Genomic DNA, 19058 nt, shown 5'->3' with positions numbered 1-19058 from the left:
CCAGAATGGGTCCGGTGCTCAACGTCGCCCTCACCCGGTTCACCGTGCCCCCGCCGGCGCCCGGTGACTGCTGGACCAGTGACGACCAGCCGACCGGCTTCCCGGCGGCGCAGCTCGTGCCGTCGTGGACCGCGCACACCCCGCCCGGCTCCTGGATCGAGGTCGAGCTGCAGGCGGTCACGGCCGACGGCCGCCGCACCCGCTGGTACGTGATGGGCCGCTGGTCGGAGCGGGGCGGGCCGCGCACGTCGGTGGCGGGCCAGGGCGACGAGGACGGCGACGTGGCGGTCGACACGTTCGTGGCCCGCCGGCCGGTCGCCGCCTACCGGGTGCGGGTGCGCGCCTGCGGGCCGGGCGTGCGCGTCGGCGGGCTCGCGGTGATGGCCTCCGCGCAGCCCCCGCCCCACCCCGAGGGCTCGCCGCCGTCCGGCCTGGGGCCGGTGGAGCTGGCCGTGCCGGAGCACTGGCAGCACGCGCACGCTGGTCATCATCCCGAGTACGACGGAGGCGGCGCCAACTGGTGCGGCCCGGCGGCGACGGCGATGGTGCTGGGCTTCTGGGGTCGCGAGCCCGGCGACCTGGGCGAGGTGGGCGGCGGCTGCCCGCACCCGGCGGTGGACCACGCCGCCCGCGGCACCTACGACAGCAGCTACCTGGGCACCGGCAACTGGCCGTTCAACGTGGCCTACGCGGGCACGTTCGGGCTGCGCGGCTTCGTGACCCGGCTGCGGTCGGCGGCGGAACTGGAGCGGCTGGTCCGGTCCGGGATCCCGGTGGTGGTGTCGCTGTCGTTCAAGGAGCGGGAGCTGCCCGGGGCGGGCTACTCCACCAGCGGCAACCTCATCGTGGTCACCGGCTTCACCGCCGAGGGCGACGTACGGGTCAACGACCCGGCCGTGCCCGACGGCCGGGTGCGCCGGGTGTACCCGCGGGCGGCGTTCGAGCACGTGTGGCTCAGGAGTTCAGGAAGCGGCGGCATCGCGTACGTCCTGCACCCACCCGAAGTGTCACTGCCCGAGTCCGATGGCAACTGGTGAGAGATGAGTATCAGAGCGATTGACGTGGCCCGCACCGACGGGGGCCCGCAGTGGGTGGAGGCCGTGGCCACGCCCGCGGGCGTGGAGGTGTGGTGGGACGAGCCGCGCCCGCACGAGAGCGGCAGGCGGTGCGTGGTGCGGCGGCTGCCCGGCGGCACGCGTGCGGACGCGCTGCCGGAGGGCTTCAATGCCCGCAACCGGCTGGTCGAGTACGGGGGGCGCTCGTGGCGGCCGTTGCCCGGCGGCGGCCTGGTGTTCACGAACTGGGCCGACCAGCGCGTCTACCGGGTGGACGGCGGCGAGCCGGTGCCGCTGACGCCGCAGGGCCCGTCCCGCTACGGGGACCTGTATCTGCCGCCGGGCCGTGACGAGGTGTGGGCGGTGCGGGAGACCGAGGACGTGCGCGATCTGGTGGCGATCCCGCTCACCGGCGGCGTCCGGGTGATCGCGAAGGCGCAGCGCTTCCTGATGAACCCGCGCCTGTCTCCGGGCGGCGGCCATGTCTCCTGGATCGGCTGGGACCACCCGGCCATGCCGTGGGACGGCACCGAGCTCTGCGTCGCCCCTCTCGGCGGCGACGGCGTGGCGGGACCGTACGAGGTGGTGGCGGGCGGCCCGCACGAGTCGGTGGTGCAGGCGGAGTGGCGCGACGACGGCACGCTGTACGCGGTCACGGACCCGACGGGCTGGTGGAACGTGCACGAGATCGGCCGCGACGGCGTGCGGGGCCGCAACCTGACGCCGATGGAGCTGGAGTTCGGCAACGCGGCGTGGAAGCCGGGGATGACCTGGATGGCGGTCGCCGGTGACCGGCTGGTGCTGGTGTACGGGACGGCAGACCGGCGGCGGCTGGGCGTGCTCGACCCGGCCACCGGGGAGCTGCGCGAGATCGGCGGCGACGCCACGCACTGGGTGTCGACCGTCTCGGCGGCCGGGGGCAAGGCCGCGGCGGTGCGGGCGACCCCGTACTCGCCGCTGGAGGTGACGCTGGCCGATCTGGACGGCGGCGGGCTGGAAACGGTGTCGGCGCCCAGGCCGCTGCCGGACCGCGCCCTGCTGCCCGAGCCGGAGGCGGTGACGATCGAGGGGGTGCACGCGCACGTGTACCCGCCGCTCGGCGTCCGTGGTCCCGCTCCGTACGTGATCTTCGTGCACGGCGGGCCGACCGGCAGCAGCCCGCTCATGCTCGACCTGGAGGTCGCCTACTTCACCAGCCGCGGGCTGGGGGTGGCGCAGGTCAACTACGGCGGCTCCGCCGGGTATGGGCGGGCCTACCGGGAGCGGCTGCGCCACCAGTGGGGCGTGGTCGACGTGCAGGACTGCGCCAAGGTGGCGCGCGGGCTGGTGGAGCGGGGCCTCGCCGACGCCTCGCGGATCGCTATCAGGGGCGGCAGCGCCGGCGGCTGGACGACGGTGGCGGCGCTGGTCCACAGCGACGTGTTCGCGGGCGGCGTCGCCCAGTACGCGATCACCGACCCGGAGAGCTGGGCGACCGAGACGCACGACTTCGAGTCGCGCTACCTGGACGGGCTGATCGGGCCGCTGCCGGAGACGCGGCAGCGCTACGCCGAGCGCTCGCCGCTGCTGCACGCGCACCGGGCGTCCGGCCCGTGCCTGATGCTGCACGGTTTGGAGGACGCGATCGTGGACGTGGGCCAGGCCGAGCGGTTCGTCGCCGAGCTGGATCGGCACGGCAAGCGGTGGGCGCTGCTCACCTTCCCCGGCGAGCAGCACGGCTGGCGGCGGGAGGAGACGATCGTCGCGGCGCTGGAGGCCGAGCTGGCCTTCTACGGGGAGCTGTTCGGGTTCGAGACGCCCGAGGTCGCGCCGCTGAAGCTGGAGGGTGGCAAGTGAAGGACGTCGCGGAGATCTGCTCGGACCTGATCAGGTTCGACACCACCAACCCGGGCTCGGGCGAGCGCCCGGCGGCCGAGTACGTCGCCACGCTGCTGGCCGACGCCGGGCTGGAGCCGGTGGTGTTCGAGTCGGCGCCCCGGCGCACCACCGTGGTGGCCCGGATGGAGGGCGACTCGCCCGACGCGCTGCTCGTCCACGGCCACCTGGACGTGGTGCCGGCCGACCCGGCGGAGTGGCGGACGCACCCGTTCTCCGGCGAGATCGACGACGGCCTCGTGCACGGCCGGGGCGCGGTCGACATGAAGGGCTCGTGCGCGATGACGCTGGCTACCGTGCTCGGCATGCGGGCGCGCGGGCAGCGGCCCAGGCGCGACCTGGTGCTGGCGTTCCTGGCCGACGAGGAGGCGACCGGCGACTACGGCTCGCGGTACGCGGTGACCGAGCACCGGGAGCTGTTCGACGGGGTGACGGAGGCGATCAGCGAGTCGGGCGGCTTCAGCGTCTCCTCCGGCGGCCACCGGGTCTACCCGGTGGCGGTGGGCGAGCGCGGCACCGCCTGGATGAAGCTGACCGCGCACGGCGTGGCCGGTCACGGCTCCAAGCCGCCGGTGGACAACCCGGTGGCGACGCTGGCGGGCGCGCTGGCGCGCCTGGCCGCCCACCAGTGGCCGGTACGGCTCACGCCGTCGGTCGCGGCGCTGATCCGGGAGCTGGGCGAGATCACCGGGCAGCCGGTGGACCTGGACCGGCTGGACGCCGAGGCGGCCCGGCTCGGCCCGCTCGGGCACCTGTTCCAGGGCCAGATCCGCAACTCGGCCAACCCGACCATGCTGAACGCCGGCTACAAGGTGAACGTCATCCCCTCCACGGCCGAGGCCCACGTCGACGGCCGCTACCTGCCGGGCCTGCGCGAGGAGTTCCTGGAGACGCTCGACGCGCTGCTCGGCCCGAAGATCACCCGCGAGTTCGTCAACCTGGAGGACGCCCCCTCGGCGCCGTACCCGTCGTCGTTCTTCGACGAGCTGGCCACCTGCCTGACGGCCGAGGACCCGCTCGCCCGGCCGGTCCCGTACGTCATGAACGGCGGCACCGACGCCAAGTCGTTCGCCAGGATCGGCATCCAGGGGTACGGGTTCGCGCCGCTCATGCTCCGGCCGGACCTCGACTACTTCGGCATGTTCCACGGCAAGGACGAGCGGGTGCCGGTGGCGGGCCTGGAGTTCGGCACCCGCGTCCTCACCCGGCTGTTCACCTGACGCGGCGGCGCAGCACCAGGCGCGCGGTGAGACCGCCCAGCAGGACGGAGGCGGCCACGAGGATGCCCGCCTCCGTCCACTGGAAGCGCCAGAACCGCTCCGGCGGGTGGTAGTCGACGGCGTAGGAGTAGCCCCGGGCGAACAGGCAGTCGTGCCACGCGTCGGCGTTCCTGCCGCTCCGCCCGGTGTCGAGGCCGCGCTCGCAGCCGGCTGGGTCGCGCACCGCCCGCCCCGCCGGGTCCACCCAGGTGGCGGCGACCAGCCGGGCGTCGGGGTCGCCGAGCACGACCGTCCCCGAGAGCACGGCCCGCTCCGGCGGGGCGTAGTGGTCGCTGAGCCCGAACAGCGTGAACATGGTCGCCGCCACCCCGGCCACGACCAGCGCCATCGCCGGGAGCGTGCGCCGGAACAGCGCCCCGGCGAAGGTGCCGAGCGCGAACGCGTACAGCCACCACGCGGCCGGTGCCACCCCGGTCATGTTGAACACCCCGAGGTTGCCGAACCCGGAGTCGATCCCCTCGCGGAACACCGGACGCCACAGGCTGACCATGAGCGACAGCAGCAGCCCGCCGGCCACCACGGCGCCGCCCAGCACGCCGAGCTTGACCGTCAGCCACCGCCGCACCGGCACCCCCTGCGTCCAGGCCAGCCGGTGGGTGCCGCGCTCGTACTCCCTGCCGAGCAGCGGCGCCCCCCAGAACGCGCCGATCAGGGCGGGCAGCACCAGCGGCATCCAGCCGAACAGCGTGTAGACGGCGTCGTACCGCTCTCCCAGCCCGGCGGCCACCTCGGGCGAGGAGCAGTGGGCGAAGCCCGCCGGGCAGCCTTCCGGGAAGTAGCGGGACACGTAGCCGCGGGCCTCGGCCGCGGAGCCGAGCAGCAGCAGCCCGAGCACGGCCAGGAAACCGGCGGTGGTCAGGAGCTGCGCCCGGTGCTGACGCCAGGTCACCCAGATCACCGCGACACCTCCACGGGACCGGGCAGCGCCGCCGCCTCGGGGCTGCGCAGGTAGCCCATGACCAGTTCGTCCAGGTTCGGGTGCCGGGCGCTCCAGCGTGCGTCAAGGGCGGGCTCGCCGCGGACGAGTAAGGTGGCGTGCCTGCCGGTGACGGCGGCGGAGACGGGTTCCAGTCCTTCGGCCGCCTCCGCCGGTCCGGACAGCACGAGATGACCGGCGAGCAGATCGTCGATGTCGCCGCTGACCTGGAGCCGGCCGCCGTTGAGCACGACCAGCCAGTCGCAGGTGTCCGCCAGCTCGGCGACCACGTGCGACGACAGCAGCACGGTGAGGCCGCGCCCGGCCACCTCGCCCATGAGCGTGCGCATCACGTCGTGCCGGGCGAGCGGGTCGAGGTTGGCCAGCGGCTCGTCCAGCACGATCAGGTCGGGCAGCCGGGCCAGCGCGAGGGTGATCGCGACCTGCGCCTGCTGCCCGCCGGACAGCCTGCCGGTCCGCGCGCCGAGGGGGACGCCCAGCGCGTCCAGCCGGGCCTGAGCCCCCTCGCCGTCCCAGCGGGGGTTCGTCCGCCGCCCGAACTCCAGCATCTCGGCGACGGTGAACGACTCGTACAGCGGCTTGTCCTGCGCCACGAAGGCGGCGGTCCCCCGTACCGTGACACTCCCCCGCACGGGGGCGAGCAGGCCGGCGGCGGCGAGCATGAGCGTGGTCTTGCCGGCCCCGTTGGGGCCGACCAGCGCGGCCACCCGCCCGGCGGGCACGGCCAGCGAGCAGTCGCGCAGCGCCCAGCCGCGCCGGTGCCGCACGCCCAGGCCCGTCGCCTCCAGGATCGGCGGGGTCACGCGGCGCCCTCCCGCCCGGCGCCGGAGAGCGCGGCGGCGAAGAGCGCCCGCAGGTCCTCGTCGTCGAGCCCGGCGTCCCTGGCCTCGCGCACCCAGGCCGCCAGCGTGCGCCGCAGCCGCGCGTGCTCGGCCAGGCCCGCCCCGCCGATGCCGCGCTGCACGAACGTGCCCTGCCCCGGGCGGCCCGCCACGAGCCCTTCGCGCTCCAGCTCCCGGTAGGCCTTGAGCACGGTGTTGGGGTTGATCGCCAGCTTCTCGACGACCTCGCGGGCGGTGGGCAGCTGGTCGCCGGGGCGGAGCGTGCCCAGCCGCAGCGCGTGCTTGACCTGGTGGACGAGCTGGAGGTACGTGGCGACGCCGGAACCGCGGTCCAGCTGGAACTCGACCATAACACCCTTTCACTATTCGAATAGTGAAAGAGTGTTGCAATGATGATGATCTGTCAACCGAAGGGGGTCTTCGGGCGGTCCTGGAGGACGCCGTCGACGTAGGTGTCGACCTTCTCGTCGTAGAAGGCGATCAGGCCGGCGACGCGCTCGCTCTCCGGCAGCGGGGTGGAATACGACCAGGCCAGGTCCTTCTCGCCGTTGACCGACCAGTACTCGGCGGTGCCCTTGTACGGGCAGCGGGTGACGGTGCCGGTGGGCTTTAGGAGGTCCAGGCGGACGTCCGGCTTGGGCAGGTAGTAGCGGGGCGGCAGGCCCGTCTCGAACAGGATGCGAGCGTGCCGCGAGTCCGCCACCGTCACGCCGCCCACCTCGACCCGGACGTGGCGGGAGCTGGGCAGGATGTCGACGCGGGTGTACGGGTCGCGCGGGTGGACGTACACCTGCTCGTCCTCCTCGAACCAGGCGTCCATCGCGTCCCAGGAGAAGCGGACGTGGCCCCGGATCGGCTCCAGCGGCGAGCCGGGGTAGGTGACGGCGGCGTCGGCCGCCTCCGCGCCGCCCGCCTTCACCGTGTGGACGATCCCGTCGCCCCGGCTCGGCGAGTGCTCGACCGCGCCCGTCGGGCTGAGCTCGGCGTCGACGTCCTCCAGCGGGAGGTAGTACGTCGGATAGTACGGTTTCTCCCACACCAGCAGGGCGCGGGTGGTGTCGGCGGCCGGGCGGCCGCCCAGATAGGTCCTGACACGCTTGGCCGAGGGTTCGACGCGGACCCGGCCACGGCTCACGGCATCCATGCCCTCCGCAACGGGCTCACCCGCCACGGCTATTCCACGCCGAACGCCGCCAGCGTCCCCCACGTGACGAGCGCGCCCACCGCCGCGCCCGCGGCCACCTGGGCGAGGGTGTGATGGGCCAGCCGCACCCTGGCCCAGCAGACCAGCGCCACCACCGCCGCCCCGGCCAGCAGCACCGGAGCGGCGGGCAGCACGTACGCCAGCACCACGACCGTGCCCGCGCAGACGGCGGCGTGGAAGGAGATCTTCCAGCGCAGCGTGACCGGGATGGTCACGGCCAGCGCGGCGAGCATCGCGACCACGACGGCCAGCAGCAGCCGGGGCGCGCCCAGCAGGGCCAGCAGCACCAGCGCGCCCAGCACGCCCGCGACGGCGGACAGCAGCGGCCCGGGACGGCTCGCCCGGTCCACGATGTGGTGGGAGTCGAGACGGCCCGAACGCACCCCGGCGGCGATCACCGCCGCGGGCACTCCCCCGCACAGCACCGACGCCACCAGCCCCCACGCGGCCCCCGCCCACCCCTGGCCGAGCAGCCCGATGACCGGCGGCATGGCGATCACCAGCACCTGGGGGGCCAGCAGGTCGGTGACCCCGCGCGCGAGCCGGTCGGGCCTCATGTCAGGAGAGATTACGGGATCATGCCCCGCGTCCCGATCACCCCGGGCCGGGTGTCCTGACCGGGGGGTCGACCCGGATCCGCTGCAGGGTCTCGCCGTCCGCGCCGGTGAAGACCATCGTCGCGCGGACCTTCCAGGGGTACCTCACCGCGTCGAGGTCGTCGGCTCTGCGCGTCCGGCGCCGGTGATCGCCGTCTGCACCAGGTCGTCGGCGCGATGCCAGTCCTGGCACAGGAGGTAGGCGATCTGCCGTAGCCATGGCGACCGCCCACCTACGTAGGCGGTGTACTCGTCATCGAGGCTGGTCGGCGCTGATTGCCCGATGCGGACCACCTTGCTCGCGCGAGCCCGCGATCAGCGCCCGCCGTGCCGATCGGTCGCCGCAGGCCAGGCAGGGACCGGGACGCAGTGGGAAAGGTCACACTCGTGGTCAGCCCTTGCCGACGGCGTTGGCGATGCGGGTGGTGGAGCGGTCGGGGATGGCCTCCATCTCCCAGCACTCCGCGCCCAGCAGCGTCGCCGCCGTGCGGCGGGCGTCGGCGTGCGGGTCGCCGGCCGTGTGGGCGAGCGCGCCCGGCCGCATCGGCGCGAGCAGGTCGATGTAGTCGTCGGGCCCGTGCGCCTCGGGCGGCCCGGCGACGATGAAGACGCCGGTCACCATGCGCAGCGCCGCCAGCACCTCGGCCCGCTCGTCGGCGGGGTTGAACGGCCGCGACGGCCCTTTCCAGGCGCGTACGCGGGGGTCGTCCTCGACGCCGACGACCAGGGGCAGCCCCCGGGCGGCGACCGCGCCGAGATAGCGCACGTGCCCCACGTGCAGGATGTCGAATACGCCGGTCACGACCGCCGCGCCCGGGTGGTCGTACCGTTGCACCCAGACGGCCTCCAGGCTGCTCACGTCGGGCACTCCTCCTAGTCGACTCGTCGATCGCAGCGTACAAGGTCCGGCCCGGCACCCCGACAAGCGATCGCCGGAAAGGCGATTCCTACCTTTTCGTGATAATCCGCCGGGGTGGGTCCGCGCGTCGAACAACGTCGCCGAAACTGGGGGGTCAGCGTGGCAGGACCGGACTTGCATCAGCCCGAGCACGACCTGGAGATCCGCCTTCCGGGTGATCCGGTGGCGGTCGCCAGGGCGCGGAGCCTCGTCACGAGCGCGCTGGGCCGCGGCCATCCGCTGCACGACGACTGCGCGCTGCTCATCAGCGAGCTGGCCACGAACGCGATCCTGCACAGCCGCTCGGGCGCGGGCGGCACGTTCACGGTCCGGCTCCGGGTGAGCGGGAGCACCACGGGGGCGATGGTGCTGGTGTGCGTGGAGGACGCGGGCTCGGACGGCCCGCCGTGCCTGTGCGGCGCCGATCCGGACGCGACGAGCGGGCGCGGGCTGCCGATCCTGGAGGCGCTCAGCCACCGCTGGGGCTACACCAGGGGCGACGGGACGACGACGGTCTGGTTCGAGCTGCTGATGGTGACGGTCCCGGCGGGCTGGGCGGCCGAGCGGGTCTAGACGTCGAGCCTGCACAGCCCTTCGGCCAGCGCCTTGGTGGTCAGCCGGGTGCGGCTGTCGCAGGCGAGCTTGGCGAAGATGTGCTCCAGGTGGGTGGTGACGGTGCGGACGCTGAGCACGAGCGCGGCGGCGATCTGCGGGTTGGAGTCGCCCGCCGCGACCCGGGTGAGCACGTCCACCTCGCGGCCGGTCAGGTCGTACGGGAGCGTACAGGACCGTTCGGCCACCACCGCGCCCTGCAGCGAGCCCTGGTAGCCGACTCCGGCGCGCACCAGCCGGGTCTCGTGCCACCCGCCGCGCCGGTCGAGCCAGAGGCCGTGGCGGCTGAGCTCGCGCGAGTCGATGAACGCGCGGGCGTACGCGCGCATCCCCGGCTCGTCGCGCAGCGCCGCGGAGAACGGCCGGCCGGGCACCTCGCGCAGGGTGCCGGCCCGGTCGAAGGCGACCGCGTTGAACCCGTCCGGCAGCCCCACCGGGTCGATCACGCACCGGTTGAGGTCGGTGACGTGCGCCAGCATCGGGCTCACGGCCGTCACCAGCGGGCCGGTCAGCTCGGGGAAGACGTCGCGGGTGGCCAGGTGGAGCAGGCCCGTGTAGCGGCCCTCGGCCAGGAACAGCGGGGCGGTGAGCGCGGCCCGCCACCCGTAGGGCGCCAGATGGCGGCGGAAGTAGCGCTCGGTGCCCGGCTCGGGCATCGGCACCGGCCTGCGGGTGGCCATCGCCCGGCGGTAGGCCTCCAGCCCGGCGTACTCCTCGGCCGCGTCGCCGTGGACCCGCCCGTGCCCGTCGGACACGACGCTCTGATGGCGCCCCGTGGCCGGATCGAAGGCGACGAATTCGTAGGCGTCGATCGGCAGCACCTCGCGGAGCGCGGTCATCGCGCCGTGCGCGCCTGCTCCCGAGGCCACCTGGTAGCCGACGTCGGCGAACGCCGCCAGCTGCCGGACGTTCAGGGTGATCTCGGCCACGGTTCTTTATATCACCGCAAATTTTCCGCAGGCGGGGGCCTGCCGGTGGGCGGCGAGGAGTTCGTGCTGCGGCCCAGTCTCTGCCCCCATCACGCCCTCGTCTACCGCTCCCGGCAGCACGCCGGCCGCGACCTGCCGCTGCGGATCGCCGAGCTGGGCGGCATGTACCGCTCCGAGCTGTCCGGCGTGCTCGGCGGCCTGACCAGGGTGCGGGCCATCCAGATCAACGACGGGCACGTGTTCTGCCGTCCCGAGCAGGCGGCCGGCGAGGTGTCGGCCGCGCTCGACCTGATCGAGGCCGCGCACGCCCAGCTCGGCATCGAGGCCGCCCGCTACCGGCTGTCGCTGCGCGGCGAGGGCGCCAAGTTCGTCGACGACGCGGGCATGTGGGAGCGCGCGGAGTCGGTCCTGCGCGAGGTGCTGGAGAGCCGGGGCCACCCCTTCGACGAGGAACGCGGCGAAGGCGCCTTCTACGGGCCCAAGATCGACATCCAGATCGCGGACCCGGCCGGGCGTGAATCGACCCTGTCGACCGTACAGGTGGACTACTTCCAGCCGGAACGCTTCGACCTGGAATGCCCGGGCGGCGGGCGGCCCGTGATGGTGCACCGCAGCGTGGTGGGCGGCCTGGAGCGGCTGGCCGCGCACCTGATCGAGGTGCACGGCGGCGCCTTCCCCGCCTGGCTGGCGCCGGTGCAGGCGGTCGTGCTGCCGGTCTCCGACGCCGAGCTGCCCGCCGCCCAGGAGCTGGTACGGAGCTGCGTGGCGGAGGGGATGCGGGCCGAGCTCGCCTCCCCCGCGCGGGGCACCCTCGGCGCCCGGATCAGGGCCAACCGGCTCGTGCCCTTCCAGCTCGTCGTGGGGCCGCGCGAGGCGGCCGGCGGAGGGGCGTCGGTACGGTTGCGCGACGGCAGCCAGGCGGGGGCGGTGCCGGTGGCGGAATTGGCCGCCCAGTGCAGACCGCGATTCTGATCCGCAGACGGTGAAGCGCTTCTTCTCAGCGAAGAAGCTCGGTGAAACGGGTGGCGTTGCGGACCGCGGCACCGCCCGGGTCGTTGTTGAAGTACACGTACGCGTCGCGCCAGCCCTCGTCGCGCACCCGCCGGGCCCAGGTTCTCAGCGCCGTCTCCCCGTACGAGAAACCGGGCGAGGCGACGCCCTCGTGCAGCCGCACGTACCCCCAGGGCGCGGTGTGCCAGAACGGGTTCTGCGGCCGGTTGCGGCGGTCGGCCCAGCAGAGCGCGGCGCCGCGGGCCTCCAGGATAGCGCGGGTCTCATCGGTCCACCAGGAGTCGTGCCGGAACTCCACGGCGAGCCGGACGTGGCCGGGGAAGCAGCTCAGGCAGCGTTCCAGCCTGCCGTGGTCGGCCTGGAGCGTGGGCGGGAGCTGCAGCAGGATCGGGCCGAGCGTGTCCCCGAGCCCCGCGACCGCCGCCATCAGCCTGGCCACCGGCTCCTCCGGCTCGCCGAGCCGTCTGATGTGGGTGAGGTAGCGGCTGGCCTTGACGGCCATGACGAAGCTGTCGGGGGTCCGCTCGCGCCAGCCGGCGAACGTCTCGCGCTTGGGCAGCCGGTAGAACGCGTTGTTGTTCTCGACGGTGGGGAACGTCTCCGCGTACGTCTCCAGCCAGAGCCGCTGCGGCACCCCCTCCGGGTAGAGGACGCCGCGCCAGTCCGCGTACTGCCACCCGGAGGTCCCCACCAGGATCGCCATGCGCGTCGCCTACCCGCCCCGTCCAGGTGCAGTACTGTCGCACTCGCCTACGGACAAGGAGGCCTGATCCAGGGATGGGCGCGAACCACGCGCACGGCCACGGGCACGGGACCGCCGTGCCCGCTTCGCGGCGGGCCGTCGTGGCCACGCTGGCCGTGCTGCTGCCGCTGGCCGCCGCCACGCTGGCGGCGCTGGTGCTGCTCTGGCCGGAGGGGCGCCCGGCGGCGGCCCCGGGGCAGGCGGGGTTCGAGCGGGTGGGCGGCACGGTCACCGCCGTCGTGCTGGAGCCCTGCGGCGAGACCCCGCCCGGCACTCCGGAGCCGCACCCGGCGACCTGCGGCAAGGCCACGATCGCCGTCGACCACGGCGGCGACGTCACGCTGCCGCTGCCGAGCGGGCCCGGTTCCCAGCGGTTCGCCGCGGGCGACGACGTGGTGCTGCTGCACAACCCGGACGCCGAGGAGGGCATGCCCGCCTACCAGCTGTCCGACCACGACCGGTCGGCGCCGCTGCTGCTGCTCGGGGCGGCGTTCGCGCTGGCGGTGATCGCGTTCGGGCGCTGGCGGGGCCTCACGGCGCTGGCCGGGCTGGCGATCACGTTCGTGCTGCTGCTGACGTTCGTGATCCCCGGCATCCTCGCGGGCGAGCCGCCGATGCTGGTAGCGATCGTGGGCTCTGCCGCGATCATGCTGTCGGTGCTGTTCCTGACGCACGGGTTCACGCTGACGACCTCGATGGCGGTGCTGGGCACGCTGGCCAGCCTCGCCGTGACGGGTGTCCTCTCGTACGGGGTCATCGGGCTCGCCAAGCTGAGCGGGATCACCGACGACAACTCGTTCACCCTCGACATGAGCATGTCCATCGACACCCAGGGGCTGCTGCTGGCCAGCATCATGATCGGCGCCCTGGGGGTGCTGGACGACGTGACGGTCACCCAGTCGGTGACCGTCTCCGAGCTGGCCGCGGCCAACCCGTCCTACGGGTTCCGCCGCCTCTACCGGGCGGGCAGCCGGATCGGGCGGGCGCACATCGCGTCGGTCATCAACACGATCGTGCTGGCGTACGCGGGGGCGTCGCTGCCGTTGCTGCTCCTGTTCAGCATCGGTGACCAGCCGCTGGGCGAGGTGCTGACGACGCCGGTCATCGCCCAGGAGGTTGCCCGCAGCGTCGTCGGCACCCTGGGCCTCATCGCCGCCGTCCCGATCACCACCGCCCTCGCCGCCCTCGTCACCTCCCGCCACGCACCCCCGGCTCCCGCGACCGGCTCCCCCGCCACGGGCTCTCCGTTCGGTGCGGCTGCTCAGCCCGCGACCGGCTCACCCCGCGGATCCGACTCGTTCGGGGCCGACTCCCACGTGGGGACCGGCTCACCCCGCGGAAGCGGGTATCCGTTCTCTCAGGACGGGACCGGCTTTCCGACCGGCTCCGTCGCTCCGTACCGTGCCGAGGCCGCGCCGCCGACCGCGGAGGAGTCGTTCTTCGGCGACGACGCCCGCGCCCGGCAGGACGCCGACCGGCCACGCTCCCGCCGCGGCCGCCGCCGCCGCGCCCGCCCCTGAACCGACTACGTGTCGCCCGCCGAGGATCAGGTCAGGTGATTTCGAGGCTGCCGCTGACCCGGAGCTTGCGGCGGGCGCGTTCGTAGAAGGTGGTGCCGAGGCGGACGACCTTGGCGGCTCCCGGCAGGGCGGTCACCTTGAGCTGGTCGCCGGGGCCGAGGCGGCCGACCACCCGGCCGTCCAGTTCGACGGCCAGCCGCCCGCTGGACGGCAGGAGTTCCAGCGTGACCTCCTCGTCCGCGGGCAGCACCAGCGCCCGGTTGAACGCCGAGTGGGCCGCGGCGGGCACCACCAGCACGGCCTCCACCCGGGGTGACACCACCGGCCCGCCCGCGGAGAAGCTGTAGGCGGTGGAGCCGGTGGAGGTGGCGACGATCACCGCGTCGGCGGCGTAGCTGACGAACGGCTGGCCTCCGGGGGCGACGGTCACCGCCGTCAGCCCGTCGCCGGGGAAGCGGACCAGCGCGATGTCGTTGAAGGCCGTCAGCTCCTCCTGCCCGTCGAGGCAGGTGCGCACGGCCATCCGCGGTTCCACGGTGTAGCGCTTGTGGTCTATGGCCGACAGCGCGTCCGCCAGCTCGCCGGCGTCGATCTCGGCGAGGAAGCCCAGCCGTCCCAGGTTGACTCCGAGCACCGGAGTGTCCCGGCCGGCTATCAGCCGCATCGTGCGCAGCATGGTGCCGTCGCCGCCGAGGCTCACCAGCAGGTCGGCCCGCTCCACCAGTGTCCTGGCGTCGACCGCCACCGCGCTGCAGGCGATCCGGTCCACCTCGTCGGGCAGCCCGAGCACGGTGACGCCGCGGCTTGCCGCCCACTGGAGGATGGTGTCGATCGCCTCTTTGGAGTCGCGCTGGGGATGCAGCACCAGCCCGACCGTCCCGACCATGCCCATAGCGCCACTCTAGGGTCAGGCGAAAACGGCAAAGGCGCCGGATCGTATGATCCGACGCCTTGATGGTCGGGACGACAGGATTTGAACCTGCGACCCCTGCACCCCCAGTGCAGTGCGCTACCAAGCTGCGCTACGTCCCGAGTGCGTTGGCGGGGACTCGGAAGTCCCTGTCACGCGGGTAAAGACTACCACGGTGGCCAGGTCCCCGATTCCACTCGCACCCGGCCCGGCCCGTGCCCGGCCGCCGGTCGCGGTGGTTAAGCTCGGGTGGACCGGGAGGTGACGCGGATGGGGCGCAGGCCCACGATCGATCGGGACGAGCTGGCCGAGCTGGTCGCCCGGGGGCTGAGCGTTCAGGAGCTGGCCGCCCACTTCGGGGTGACCGAGTCCGGGGTGCTGCAGGCCAAGCGGGCCGCCGGGCTGGTGAAGCCGATGCTCGACCACAGCCGGGCGCTGCCGTGGAAGCTGGAGCGCGCCCACTCGCAGTCCGGGCCCGCCACCAACCTGCGCAACCTGTCGGCGGCGGCGCAGGGCAGGCCGCCCGCGCGGGAGCGGCTCAACACGGCGCTGCGGTGGGCGAGACGGCTGGCCGGGGCCGGGCTCGACATCGCCTACGACCCGGCGGCGGGCTTCACGGAGATCCCTGCGGCCCCTGAGGGCTCTCACGTCGCACGGGTGCTGGAGGCGGCCGAAAAGGCGCTCGAACAGGACTGACCGGCGTTTCACAAGCCCGTCCCAGGGAAGTTCGCGGTCTCAGCAAAGGAGACCGGAGGCGAACAATATGGACACCTTAGTCTGGGTGGCCGTCGTCGTGGTCGCGATCGTGGCGGTCGCCGCGGTGGCGTACGTGGTCGTACAGCAGCAACGCCGCAACCGGCTGCGCAGCCGGTTCGGCCCCGAGTACGAGCGCACGATGGCGGAGCACGACAGCAAGCGCGAGGCGGAGCAGGAGCTGATCGCCCGCGAGCAGCGGCACAAGGAGCTGGACATCAGGCCGCTCGCCGCGGAGTCCCGGGAGAGCTACGCGAACCGGTGGGCCGAGGTGCAGGAGCGCTTCGTGGACGCCCCCGAGTCCGCCGTGACCGAGGCCGACCGGCTGGTGACGGCGGTGATGGCCGAGCGCGGCTACCCCACGGACGACTTCCGCCAGCGGATCGCGGACCTGTCGGTGGGGCACGCCGAGACGCTGACCCACTACCGCAAGGCGCACGACATCAGCGGGCGCGCGGCCCGCGAGGAAGCCACGACCGAAGAGCTGCGCCAGGCGATGGTGCACTACCGCGCGCTCTTCGAGGACCTGCTGCACGAGACGACCCGAGGACGGTGACGGGATGAACCGCGACGACGTGAACGTGCCGCAGCAGCGGGCCGACCAGCAGAACGACCACAACGACGACACCGCCTACCGGGAGCCGTACGGCGACGACGACGTGCTGGTGGCGTCGGACGCGCCCGGCGGCCGCGACACCGGCCCCCACCCGATGCCGGACCCGGCCCACGACGGGCCGGACCCCGGCCTGCGGGACGAGGCGGTGGTGGTGACCGAGGTGACCCCGGCGGGCCCGGGTCCCGCCCAGCCCGCCGGCGACCCTCCGGCGCACGCCGCTCCCCGCTCGTTCGAGCTGTTCGACAAGGACCCTGCCGAGCTGCAGTCGCGCTGGCGCGACGTGCAGGCCGCGTTCGTGGACGACCCGTCGGAGTCGGTCCAGCGGGCCGACGAGCTGGTCGGCGAGGTGGTCGAGGAGCTGACGCACACGCTGCGCTCCCGTACGGACGAGCTGCGCGAGCTCTGGAAGAGCGACGGCGGCGACACCGAGCGGCTCCGGCAGGCGCTGCGGGAGTACCGGGGCGTGCTGGAGGGACTGCTCGCCCTGTCCGGCCAGACCACGGTCAAGTAGGAGGGTGACATGCTCGCGATAGTGGCGGCGATCGTCTTCGGCTTAGGGTTCCTGCTGGAGCTGCTGGACGCGCAGATCGCCGGGAACATCTCCGGCATGGCGTTCGTCCTGCTCGGCCTGGCGCTGCTGGCCCTGCATCAGGGCGGCGTCGGGACGGCCGGCATGAAGAACTACGGCGGCTGGCGCGGCCGGGCCCGGCGGTAACCGGGCAGCAGAAGGGGCCGCGCGCGGTGCTCCGCGCGCGGCCCCGGTATGAACGGTCACGTTCCGGCTCTGCCCGGGAAACGCATGATCACGGTGCTTCCTTCGCCGCCGATGCGGAGGGTCAGGTCGGACGACAGCAGCCGCGCCACCCACAGCCCCATCCCGCCCACGGCACCGGGCATCGGGCCCGGTTTCCAGGTGCCGTCGTCGTGCACCTCTATCACGATGTCCCCGGCGTCGGGCCAGAGGCGTACCCGTGCGACGTCGTCCCCGTGGGTGACCGCGTTGGTGGCCACCTCGTTGACGGCGATGACGAAGTCGTCGACGGCTTCCCTGGCCATCCCGAGCTCTCGCGCCCCGGACGCGGCGAACTCCCGGACCCTGGGCAGGTCCGGGAGCCGGAAGCTGAGCCTGCGCACGCGCACGCCGGGCGGCGGACCCACTGCGCCCGCCCGAGGATCCAGCTCCTCTGTCATCACCCGGCGATCTCCCTACTAACCGGCCGACAGTTCGGCGCGCAGCTGGTCTAGCACCTTGCGGAGGATCCTGGAGACGTGCATCTGGGAGATGCCGAACTCCGCCGCGATCTCGGCCTGGGTCATGTTGCCGAAGAACCGCAGCAGCAGGATGTGCTTCTCGCGGGAGGGCAGCGCGTCGATGAGCGGCTTGACGGCCTCGCGGTCGACCATGGTGCTGAGCGTGTCGTCGTCCTCGGGGATGACGTCGCCGAGCGATGCGGCGTCGTCCTCGGTGCCGAGCGGCGCGTCCAGCGACAGCGTGCTGTAGGCGGCGGAGGCGTCGAGCGTGAGCAGGACGTCCTCCTCGGAGATGTTCATCTTGGCGGCCAGCTCGGCGACGGTCGGCGAGCGGCCGAGGTCCTGGCTGAGGTCGGCGACGAGCCGGTTCAGCTCCGAGCGGCGTTCCTGGTAGAGGCGGGGCACCCGGATGGCCCAGGTGCGGTCGCGGAAGTGGCGTTTGACCTCGCCGGTCATGGTGACGACGGCGTAGCCCCGGAAGGCGTGGCCGAGGGTGGGGTCGAAGCCGTTGATGGCCTTCATGAGCCCGACGTACGCGGCCTGGAGGAGGTCTTCCAGCGGCTCGCCGCGGTAGCGGTAGCGCCGGGCGATCTCCATGGCGAGCGGCCGGTGCAGCTCCACGATGCGCTCGCGGAGCCGTTCCCTGAGAGTGTCGGGGGTGCCTTCCCTGACCATCTCGGCCAGGAGCTCTTCGGCGGTCATCTCTTCGAGGACGAGTTCCTGCACAGCCATCGCTGCTCCTCATATGGGGTGGCAGGCGGCCTCTGGAGATGGGAAAAGCCCACACAGAGGCACGCCTCGCTCTACGTTCGAGACGAAAGCCCTCTGCTGGACTTCGGACACCAGTATCCCCCACACCCGAAGAAGTATTCCTCTCTTCTCGAGTGACAGTAAGGTTGCCTGCGTGACAGTGCCCGAGAACGGCGAGGGGCCCGCGGCGGCCCTGAGCCTGACGTCGTCTACCGTTGACGGGATCGCCGTGGTCAGAGTCGACGGTGTGCTCGACGCGACAACACGCGAGCAGTTCGCGGACTATCTCTCCTTGGCGGGGCCGGATCTGATCCTCGATCTGGCCGGGGTGACGTTCATGGACTCGCGCGCGCTGGGCCTGATAGTCCATCACTGGCAGACCAGCCGCAGCTCGGGGGCGAAGTTCGCGCTCATCGGGGTCGAGTACGCCAAGTCGCGGGTGATGTGGATCACCGGGCTGGCGCAGCGGCTGCCGATCTACGACACGCTCGACGACGCGCTGGCCGCGATCCGCTAGCGGCGGCGGTTCTTGCGCTGGTGCTCCTCGACCAGGAGCCGGGCCAGGTCGGCGACCTTGACCTGGTGGTGCTGGGAGATCCTGCGCAGCTCCTCGAAGGCCTCTTCGGCGGTGCAGCCGCTGGTCTGCATGATGATGCCCTTGGCCTGGTCGATGAGGGCGCGGCCGGCCAGCGCCTCCTGGAGCTGCGCGGCGTCGGTGCGGACCTCGTCGAAGTCCCACAGGTTGGCCATGGCGACGCCGATCTGCTCGGTCAGCATCCCGGCGAGCGACTGGGCGCCCTGCGGGGAGAAGGCGTGGCGTCGTACGGAGTAGAGGCCGACGACGAGATGGGCGGGCGGCACCTTGATCGGGACGGTGAGCACCGAGCGCACGCCCCAGCGGGTGGCCAGGGCGGCGTAGCGGGGCCAGCGGGTGTCGGCGAGCAGGTCGGTGACGGCCACCCGGGCGCCGGTCTGCCGGGCCTCGGTGGCGGGGCCTTCGCCGATGCGGCGCTCGCCCTCGACGAGGGTGATCAGCTCGCTGTGCGAGCCGGAGGTGAGGACGCGCCGGTCGCGCCAGTATTCGGCCGATCCGCCGGAGCAGCCGGGGACACCCGCCGCGAGCGCGGTGGTGAGGCCGCGCAGCACGGTCTCGGTGGAGGTGTCCTCTCCCAGCCTGCCCAGCGCGGCGAGGTCGCGGGCGAGCCCGGGAGTGATCATGGCGGTGGATTCCATAGCAGCAAGCTTCTACCCCTTATGGATACCATTATCCCGCGTGG

The 19058-nt window shown here is 73.1% G+C and carries 23 protein-coding genes and 1 tRNA gene; 11 read left to right on the top strand and 13 right to left on the bottom strand.

Translation table 11 applies throughout. The features are described from left to right. Positions 1 to 14 precede the first annotated feature (14 nt). Genes AB0J42_RS10190 through AB0J42_RS10180 form a run of 3 tightly spaced genes read left to right on the top strand, consistent with a single transcriptional unit; the run spans position 15 to position 4150 of the window. Positions 15 to 1037 carry a peptidase C39 family protein gene (locus AB0J42_RS10190; protein WP_364291010.1) on the top strand — a complete coding sequence of 341 codons (1023 nt, stop codon included), beginning with the start codon at positions 15 to 17 and terminating at the stop codon, positions 1035 to 1037. Between the two features lie 3 nt (positions 1038 to 1040). Continuing rightward, a complete protein-coding gene (locus AB0J42_RS10185) occupies positions 1041 to 2891 on the top strand; it encodes a prolyl oligopeptidase family serine peptidase (RefSeq protein WP_364291008.1) in 1851 nt (616 codons plus the stop codon). Then, positions 2888 to 4150, top strand: a complete 1263-nt coding sequence (locus AB0J42_RS10180) for a M20/M25/M40 family metallo-hydrolase (protein WP_364291006.1) — start codon at positions 2888 to 2890, stop codon at positions 4148 to 4150. The genes AB0J42_RS10185 and AB0J42_RS10180 overlap by 4 nt, the downstream gene beginning before the upstream one ends. On the opposite strand, the gene AB0J42_RS10175 is transcribed toward AB0J42_RS10180, so the two are convergent. From AB0J42_RS10175 to AB0J42_RS10150, 6 genes are all read right to left on the bottom strand, one after another. Beyond that, on the bottom strand, positions 4143 to 5108 hold the full coding sequence (locus AB0J42_RS10175) for a hypothetical protein (protein WP_364291004.1): 966 nt from the start codon (positions 5106 to 5108) through the stop codon (positions 4143 to 4145). The genes AB0J42_RS10180 and AB0J42_RS10175 overlap by 8 nt on opposite strands. Then, a complete protein-coding gene (locus AB0J42_RS10170; protein WP_364291002.1) occupies positions 5105 to 5950 on the bottom strand; it encodes an ABC transporter ATP-binding protein in 846 nt (281 codons plus the stop codon). The genes AB0J42_RS10175 and AB0J42_RS10170 overlap by 4 nt, the downstream gene beginning before the upstream one ends. Beyond that, complete coding sequence (locus AB0J42_RS10165) at positions 5947 to 6339, bottom strand: GntR family transcriptional regulator (protein WP_364291000.1); 393 nt, start codon at positions 6337 to 6339, stop codon at positions 5947 to 5949. Before AB0J42_RS10165 ends, AB0J42_RS10170 begins: the two co-directional genes overlap by 4 nt. A gap of 53 nt (positions 6340 to 6392) precedes the next feature. Beyond that, on the bottom strand, positions 6393 to 7133 hold the full coding sequence (locus AB0J42_RS10160) for a DUF427 domain-containing protein (protein WP_364290998.1): 741 nt from the start codon (positions 7131 to 7133) through the stop codon (positions 6393 to 6395). A 29-nt stretch (positions 7134 to 7162) separates the two neighbouring features. Beyond that, a complete protein-coding gene (locus AB0J42_RS10155; RefSeq protein WP_364290996.1) occupies positions 7163 to 7750 on the bottom strand; it encodes a hypothetical protein in 588 nt (195 codons plus the stop codon). 430 nt (positions 7751 to 8180) lie between these two features. Further along, positions 8181 to 8648, bottom strand: a complete 468-nt coding sequence (locus tag AB0J42_RS10150; protein WP_364290994.1) for an adenylyltransferase/cytidyltransferase family protein — start codon at positions 8646 to 8648, stop codon at positions 8181 to 8183. Positions 8649 to 8822: 174 nt separating this feature from the next. On the opposite strand from AB0J42_RS10150, the gene AB0J42_RS10145 reads away from it, so the two are divergent. Beyond that, complete coding sequence (locus tag AB0J42_RS10145; RefSeq protein WP_364290992.1) at positions 8823 to 9260, top strand: ATP-binding protein; 438 nt, start codon at positions 8823 to 8825, stop codon at positions 9258 to 9260. On the opposite strand, the gene AB0J42_RS10140 is transcribed toward AB0J42_RS10145, so the two are convergent. Further along, entirely contained in the window at positions 9257 to 10228 is a 972-nt protein-coding gene (locus tag AB0J42_RS10140; protein WP_364290990.1) for a LuxR C-terminal-related transcriptional regulator, read from the bottom strand. The genes AB0J42_RS10145 and AB0J42_RS10140 overlap by 4 nt on opposite strands. 63 nt (positions 10229 to 10291) lie before the next feature. On the opposite strand from AB0J42_RS10140, the gene AB0J42_RS10135 reads away from it, so the two are divergent. Further along, a complete protein-coding gene (locus AB0J42_RS10135; RefSeq protein ID WP_364290988.1) occupies positions 10292 to 11200 on the top strand; it encodes an aminoacyl--tRNA ligase-related protein in 909 nt (302 codons plus the stop codon). Between the two features lie 25 nt (positions 11201 to 11225). On the opposite strand, the gene AB0J42_RS10130 is transcribed toward AB0J42_RS10135, so the two are convergent. Beyond that, positions 11226 to 11942 carry a DUF72 domain-containing protein gene (locus AB0J42_RS10130; RefSeq protein WP_364290986.1) on the bottom strand — a complete coding sequence of 239 codons (717 nt, stop codon included), beginning with the start codon at positions 11940 to 11942 and terminating at the stop codon, positions 11226 to 11228. 74 nt (positions 11943 to 12016) lie between these two features. On the opposite strand from AB0J42_RS10130, the gene AB0J42_RS10125 reads away from it, so the two are divergent. Further along, positions 12017 to 13501: a YibE/F family protein gene (locus AB0J42_RS10125; protein WP_364290984.1), complete on the top strand. Its 1485-nt coding sequence runs from the start codon at positions 12017 to 12019 to the stop codon at positions 13499 to 13501. A gap of 31 nt (positions 13502 to 13532) precedes the next feature. Here the strand turns inward: AB0J42_RS10125 and AB0J42_RS10120 are convergent, their stop codons facing one another. Together AB0J42_RS10120 and AB0J42_RS10115 are read right to left on the bottom strand one after the other, a co-directional pair. Continuing rightward, a complete protein-coding gene (locus AB0J42_RS10120; RefSeq protein ID WP_364290982.1) occupies positions 13533 to 14393 on the bottom strand; it encodes an NAD(+)/NADH kinase in 861 nt (286 codons plus the stop codon). 63 nt (positions 14394 to 14456) lie between these two features. Then, positions 14457 to 14533, bottom strand: a tRNA-Pro gene (locus AB0J42_RS10115). A 148-nt stretch (positions 14534 to 14681) separates the two neighbouring features. Between AB0J42_RS10115 and AB0J42_RS10110 the strand changes: the two genes are divergently transcribed. From AB0J42_RS10110 to AB0J42_RS10095, 4 genes are all read left to right on the top strand, one after another. Further along, on the top strand, positions 14682 to 15107 hold the full coding sequence (locus tag AB0J42_RS10110; protein ID WP_364290980.1) for a hypothetical protein: 426 nt from the start codon (positions 14682 to 14684) through the stop codon (positions 15105 to 15107). A 67-nt stretch (positions 15108 to 15174) separates the two neighbouring features. Next, positions 15175 to 15720 (top strand): hypothetical protein, encoded by a 546-nt coding sequence (locus AB0J42_RS10105; RefSeq protein WP_364290978.1) that lies wholly within the window; start codon positions 15175 to 15177, stop codon positions 15718 to 15720. Positions 15721 to 15724: 4 nt separating this feature from the next. Continuing rightward, positions 15725 to 16291, top strand: a complete 567-nt coding sequence (locus AB0J42_RS10100; RefSeq protein WP_364290976.1) for a hypothetical protein — start codon at positions 15725 to 15727, stop codon at positions 16289 to 16291. A 9-nt stretch (positions 16292 to 16300) separates the two neighbouring features. Further along, positions 16301 to 16495, top strand: coding sequence for a hypothetical protein (locus AB0J42_RS10095; RefSeq protein WP_364290974.1), 195 nt, complete (start codon positions 16301 to 16303; stop codon positions 16493 to 16495). A 56-nt stretch (positions 16496 to 16551) separates the two neighbouring features. Here the strand turns inward: AB0J42_RS10095 and AB0J42_RS10090 are convergent, their stop codons facing one another. Then, positions 16552 to 16971 carry an ATP-binding protein gene (locus AB0J42_RS10090; protein WP_364290972.1) on the bottom strand — a complete coding sequence of 140 codons (420 nt, stop codon included), beginning with the start codon at positions 16969 to 16971 and terminating at the stop codon, positions 16552 to 16554. An 18-nt stretch (positions 16972 to 16989) separates the two neighbouring features. Beyond that, on the bottom strand, positions 16990 to 17763 hold the full coding sequence (locus AB0J42_RS10085) for a SigB/SigF/SigG family RNA polymerase sigma factor (RefSeq protein ID WP_364290970.1): 774 nt from the start codon (positions 17761 to 17763) through the stop codon (positions 16990 to 16992). 172 nt (positions 17764 to 17935) lie between these two features. On the opposite strand from AB0J42_RS10085, the gene AB0J42_RS10080 reads away from it, so the two are divergent. Next, positions 17936 to 18298: an STAS domain-containing protein gene (locus AB0J42_RS10080; protein ID WP_364290968.1), complete on the top strand. Its 363-nt coding sequence runs from the start codon at positions 17936 to 17938 to the stop codon at positions 18296 to 18298. On the opposite strand, the gene AB0J42_RS10075 is transcribed toward AB0J42_RS10080, so the two are convergent. After that, positions 18295 to 19014 (bottom strand): GAF and ANTAR domain-containing protein, encoded by a 720-nt coding sequence (locus AB0J42_RS10075; protein ID WP_364290966.1) that lies wholly within the window; start codon positions 19012 to 19014, stop codon positions 18295 to 18297. The genes AB0J42_RS10080 and AB0J42_RS10075 overlap by 4 nt on opposite strands. Positions 19015 to 19058: the final 44 nt, after the last annotated feature.

Origin of the sequence: Nonomuraea sp. NPDC049649, from assembly GCF_040675175.1 — a bacterium.
In the GTDB taxonomy this organism is placed as follows: domain Bacteria; phylum Actinomycetota; class Actinomycetes; order Streptosporangiales; family Streptosporangiaceae; genus Nonomuraea.
This window is presented reverse-complemented; position numbering and strand designations above follow the sequence as displayed.